The organism is Micrococcus sp. EYE_212 (assembly GCF_023147585.1).
GTDB lineage: Bacteria > Actinomycetota > Actinomycetes > Actinomycetales > Micrococcaceae > Micrococcus.
Window position 1 is genome coordinate 1 of the sequence record NZ_JAHXOZ010000030.1, and the last position, 5,965, is coordinate 5,965.

The window sequence follows — 5,965 nt, forward strand, 5'->3', positions numbered from 1 at the left end:
TCAAAAGATGTCCGGCGGCGACCTACTCTCCCACAACCTCCCGGTTGCAGTACCATCGGCGCTGTGGGCCTTAGCTTCCGGGTTCGGAATGGAACCGGGCGTTTCCCCCACGCTATGACCGCCGTAACCCTAACCCCACCTACACACCCAAACAGGCGCAGCGGGAAACCATCGGGTCACACAACAGTGACACACTCTTCAATTCTCAACCCCACCCCCACAAGGGACAGGACCGGCTGCAATCAGACAACCGCACAGTGGACGCAAGCACCATCACCCCTCCCGCTTGAAGCAGCAGAAGGAACATGTGTGTAAAAATCATCGGCCTATTAGTACTGGTCAGCTCCACGAGTCTTCAGTCCTCGCTTCCACATCCAGCCTATCAACCCAGTGTTCTCGCTGGGGGCCTCACACCCTCAAGGGGCAAGGAAATCTCATCTCGAAGCCGGCTTCCCGCTTAGATGCTTTCAGCGGTTATCCATCCCGAACGTAGCTAATCAGCCATGCACCTGGCGGTACAACTGACATACCAGAGGTTCGTCCGTCCCGGTCCTCTCGTACTAAGGACAGACCTTCTCAAATTTCCAACGCGCGCAGAGGATAGGGACCGAACTGTCTCACGACGTTCTGAACCCAGCTCGCGTACCGCTTTAATGGGCGAACAGCCCAACCCTTGGGACCTACTCCAGCCCCAGGATGCGACGAGCCGACATCGAGGTGCCAAACCATGCCGTCGATATGGACTCTTGGGCAAGATCAGCCTGTTATCCCCGAGGTACCTTTTATCCGTTGAGCGACGGCCGTTCCACAACGAGCCGCCGGATCACTAGTCCCGACTTTCGTCCCTGCTCGAGCTGCCACTCTCACAGTCAAGCTCCCTTGTGCACTTGCACTCGACACCTGATTGCCAACCAGGCTGAGGGAACCTTTGGGCGCCTCCGTTACATTTTGGGAGGCAACCGCCCCAGTTAAACTACCCATCAGGCACTGTCCCTGACCCGGATCACGGGCCGAAGTTAGATATCCAGAGTGACCAGAGTGGTATTTCAACGATGACTCCACGAACACTGGCGTGCCCGCTTCAAAGTCTCCCACCTATCCTACACAAGCCACACCGAACACCAATACCAAACTATAGTAAAGGTCACGGGGTCTTTCCGTCCTTCTGCGCGTAACGAGCATCTTTACTCGTAATGCAATTTCGCCGAGTTCACGGTTGAGACAGCGGGGAAGTCGTTACTCCATTCGTGCAGGTCGGAACTTACCCGACAAGGAATTTCGCTACCTTAGGATGGTTATAGTTACCACCGCCGTTTACTGGGGCTTAAATTCTCCGCTTCGCCGAAGCTAACGGGTCCTCTTAACCTTCCAGCACCGGGCAGGAGTCAGTCCGTATACATCGTCTTACGACTTCGCACGGACCTGTGTTTTTGATAAACAGTCGCTTCCCCCTGGTCTCTGCGGCCCCGATCCCCTCACACCAGCAAGTGATGCTCAAGGTTGGGGCCCCCCTTCTCCCGAAGTTACGGGGGCATTTTGCCGAGTTCCTTAACCATGATTCTCTCGATCGCCTTAGTATTCTCTACCTGACTACCTGTGTCGGTTTAGGGTACGGGCAGTTTGAACCTCGCGCCGATGCTTTTCTAGGCAGCATAGGATCACCGGATCACCCACCAAGTGGGCGCCCATCAGGTCTCAAGCACAAAGCTGGCGGATTTACCTACCAGCAGCCCTACACCCTTAGACCAGGTCGATTCCATTGCCTGGCCCGGCTACCTTCCTGCGTCACACCTGTTAATACGCTTGCCTCCCCGGTTCAGGTCCCGCGCTCCCCACCACCATCCTGATCAAAGACCAGGTTTGGGATGGTTCGGGCGGTTAGTATCACCGGCTCAGCAGGGACGGTTCTTCACTGGTACGGGAATATCAACCCGTTGTCCATCGACTACGCCTGTCGGCCTCGCCTTAGGTCCCGACTTACCCAGGGCAGATTAGCTTGACCCTGGAACCCTTAGTCATCCGGCGGACGGGTTTCTCACCCGTCTTTCGCTACTCATGCCTGCATTCTCACTCGTCCACAATCCACCAGAAATCACTCGCTGGCTTCACCTCGTGAACGACGCTCCCCTACCCATCCAACAAAAGCTGAATGCCACGGTTTCGGCGGTGTACTTGAGCCCCGCTACATTGTCGGCGCGGAATCACTTGACCAGTGAGCTATTACGCACTCTTTCAAGGGTGGCTGCTTCTAAGCCAACCTCCTGGTTGTCTCAGCAACTCCACATCCTTTCCCACTTAGCACACGCTTAGGGGCCTTAACCGGTGGTCTGGGCTGTTTCCCTCTCGACTATGAAGCTTATCCCCCACAGTCTCACTGCCACGCTCTCACTTCCCGGCATTCGGAGTTTGGCTGAAGTCAGTAACCTTGTAGGGCCCATCGTCCATCCAGTAGCTCTACCTCCGGGAAGAAACACGTGACGCTGCACCTAAATGCATTTCGGGGAGAACCAGCTATCACGGAGTTTGATTGGCCTTTCACCCCTACCCACAGCTCATCCCCTCCATTTTCAACTGAAGTGGGTTCGGTCCTCCACGCGCTCTTACACGCGCTTCAACCTGGCCATGGGTAGATCACTCCGCTTCGGGTCTAGGACACGCGACTCAATCGCCCTATTCAGACTCGCTTTCGCTACGGCTTCCCCACACGGGTTAACCTCGCCACGTATCACTAACTCGCAGGCTCATTCTTCAAAAGGCACGCCGTCACCCCTACAAGGAGGCTCCGACGGTTTGTAGGCACATGGTTTCAGGTACTATTTCACTCCCCTCCCGGGGTACTTTTCACCATTCCCTCACGGTACTTATCCGCTATCGGTCAACAGGTAGTATTCAGGCTTACCAGGTGGTCCTGGCAGATTCACACGGGATTTCTCGGGCCCCGTGCTACTCGGGCAACCCTCCAACGGCGGCGGAATGCATTTCGACTACGGGACTCTCACCCTCTACGGTCCGCCATCCAAAGCGGTTCGTCTATACACCCGCACCTCACCGCGCCATGCCGGCAGACATGACAAGGAGGGGCCCACAACACCGCACATGCAACCCCTGCCGGGTATCACACACATACGGTTTAGCCCCATCCGCGTTCGCTCGCCACTACTAACGGAATCACTTTTGTTTTCTCTTCCTGTGGGTACTGAGATGTTTCACTTCCCCACGTTCCCTCCAACCCGTCTATGTGTTCAACGGGCGGTCACACGACACGTCGTGCGGGGTTTCCCCATTCGGAAATCCTGGTCTCAACGTCCGGTTATCGACTCCACCAGGCTTATCGCAGATTCCCACGTCCTTCTTCGGCTCCTGTTGCCAAGGCATCCACCATGCGCCCTTAGAAACTTTCACACACATGAAAGCCCTAAAATGAGCAAATATAACTAAGATGTCATTCTCGGCGTCACCACACCTCACACCACGTCCCCAGGGGGAAACACGGCGATCAACAGTGCAGCAACAAAAATAAGATGCTCGCGTCCACTATGCAGTTCTCAAACAACAACCCCCACACCCGCTCACCACACCACAACGATGCGACTCACCAAGCAAGGGAAACAGAAACAACACCACCCAACAACCCCAAAAGGCTGCCAGGCGCCTGCTGTCCCAGGACCCAACAGTGTGCCAACACCAGAAACCATCACCAGCCCCAACCATTCCAACCAGCTGCAAACAGCCGGCGTACTCAGCCAGAACCAGGACACTCCCCAGCACCATTCGTTGATGTTCCACCCATGAGCAACCCGCCATCACACACGCGGTGATGCAACGGGCACTAATGCTCCTTAGAAAGGAGGTGATCCAGCCGCACCTTCCGGTACGGCTACCTTGTTACGACTTAGTCCCAATCGCTGGTCCCACCTTCGACGGCTCCCTCCACAAGGGTTAGGCCACCGGCTTCGGGTGTTACCGACTTTCGTGACTTGACGGGCGGTGTGTACAAGGCCCGGGAACGTATTCACCGCAGCGTTGCTGATCTGCGATTACTAGCGACTCCGACTTCATGGGGTCGAGTTGCAGACCCCAATCCGAACTGAGACCGGCTTTTTGGGATTAGCTCCACCTCACAGTATCGCAACCCATTGTACCGGCCATTGTAGCATGCGTGAAGCCCAAGACATAAGGGGCATGATGATTTGACGTCGTCCCCACCTTCCTCCGAGTTGACCCCGGCAGTCTCCCATGAGTCCCCACCCGAAGTGCTGGCAACATGGAACGAGGGTTGCGCTCGTTGCGGGACTTAACCCAACATCTCACGACACGAGCTGACGACAACCATGCACCACCTGTGAACCCGCCCCAAAGGGGAAACCGTATCTCTACGGCGATCGAGAACATGTCAAGCCTTGGTAAGGTTCTTCGCGTTGCATCGAATTAATCCGCATGCTCCGCCGCTTGTGCGGGCCCCCGTCAATTCCTTTGAGTTTTAGCCTTGCGGCCGTACTCCCCAGGCGGGGCACTTAATGCGTTAGCTGCGGCGCGGAAAACGTGGAATGTTCCCCACACCTAGTGCCCAACGTTTACGGCATGGACTACCAGGGTATCTAATCCTGTTCGCTCCCCATGCTTTCGCTCCTCAGCGTCAGTTACAGCCCAGAGACCTGCCTTCGCCATCGGTGTTCCTCCTGATATCTGCGCATTCCACCGCTACACCAGGAATTCCAGTCTCCCCTACTGCACTCTAGTCTGCCCGTACCCACCGCAGATCCGGGGTTAAGCCCCGGACTTTCACGACAGACGCGACAAACCGCCTACGAGCTCTTTACGCCCAATAATTCCGGATAACGCTCGCACCCTACGTATTACCGCGGCTGCTGGCACGTAGTTAGCCGGTGCTTCTTCTGCAGGTACCGTCACTTTCGCTTCTTCCCTACTGAAAGAGGTTTACAACCCGAAGGCCGTCATCCCTCACGCGGCGTCGCTGCATCAGGCTTTCGCCCATTGTGCAATATTCCCCACTGCTGCCTCCCGTAGGAGTCTGGGCCGTGTCTCAGTCCCAGTGTGGCCGGTCACCCTCTCAGGCCGGCTACCCGTCGTCGCCTTGGTGAGCCATTACCTCACCAACAAGCTGATAGGCCGCGAGTCCATCCATGACCGAAATTCTTTCCAACACCCACCATGCGGTAGACGTTCCTATCCAGTATTAGACCCAGTTTCCCGGGCTTATCCTAGAGTCAAGGGCAGGTTACTCACGTGTTACTCACCCGTTCGCCACTAATCCACCCAGCAAGCTGGGCTTCATCGTTCGACTTGCATGTGTTAAGCACGCCGCCAGCGTTCATCCTGAGCCAGGATCAAACTCTCCGTAAAAAAATTACAGAACGACCTCACAACACCCGGAAATAAGTGTCATGACATCAATTCAATCGCTGGCAGACCACCACCACTCACACGGGGGTGCGGGGTGTATGGTCAACCAATGTGTTAAAACAATTGGCATCAACAAACTTGGCACACTATTGAGTTCTCAAACAACAGGCGCTTCCAGACTCACCATCCCGCCTCGCGGAACGTTTCACTCTGGAGCAACTTCTCCATCCTAGACCATCCGATCAGACCCTGTCAACCCCGTTTCCGAAGTCTTCAGCAGCTGTTCACGTGATCCGGTTTCGCAACCTTACCACACGATCAGTTCCCGTCAACTCCGTCATCCGACGTCGTCACCCAGTGAAAATCCATGCAGAAGGCTACGAAAGCTTACCACACGATCACCAGCAGTCAAACCAGATCATCTCTTCAGGAATACCAGCATCCCCTCACAGGAACACTGCACACTGTGTGAGCACATCCGCCCTGGACCTGCCATTCACGGCAAGAATCCGCGGATTCCATGTTCTTCACCCGGCCGTCCGATTCCTCGAACCGCGCCTCAGCACGAGATGGAACTCTACACACACCACGACCCCCACGC

3 rRNA genes are annotated in these 5,965 nt (G+C 55.8%); all 3 read right to left on the reverse strand.

What is annotated here, in order from left to right:
• Positions 1 to 9: 9 nt before the first annotated feature.
• The 3 genes from rrf to KZX60_RS11840 all read right to left on the reverse strand — a co-directional run bounded on the left by rrf (position 10) and on the right by KZX60_RS11840 (position 5,364).
• Positions 10 to 126 (reverse strand): 5S ribosomal RNA (gene rrf, locus KZX60_RS11830).
• 183 nt (positions 127 to 309) lie between these two features.
• Positions 310 to 3,402, reverse strand: a 23S ribosomal RNA gene (locus KZX60_RS11835).
• Between the two features lie 441 nt (positions 3,403 to 3,843).
• Positions 3,844 to 5,364: ribosomal RNA gene (locus KZX60_RS11840) — 16S ribosomal RNA — on the reverse strand.
• Together the 16S, 23S and 5S rRNA genes form the textbook arrangement of a ribosomal RNA operon.
• Positions 5,365 to 5,965: the final 601 nt, after the last annotated feature.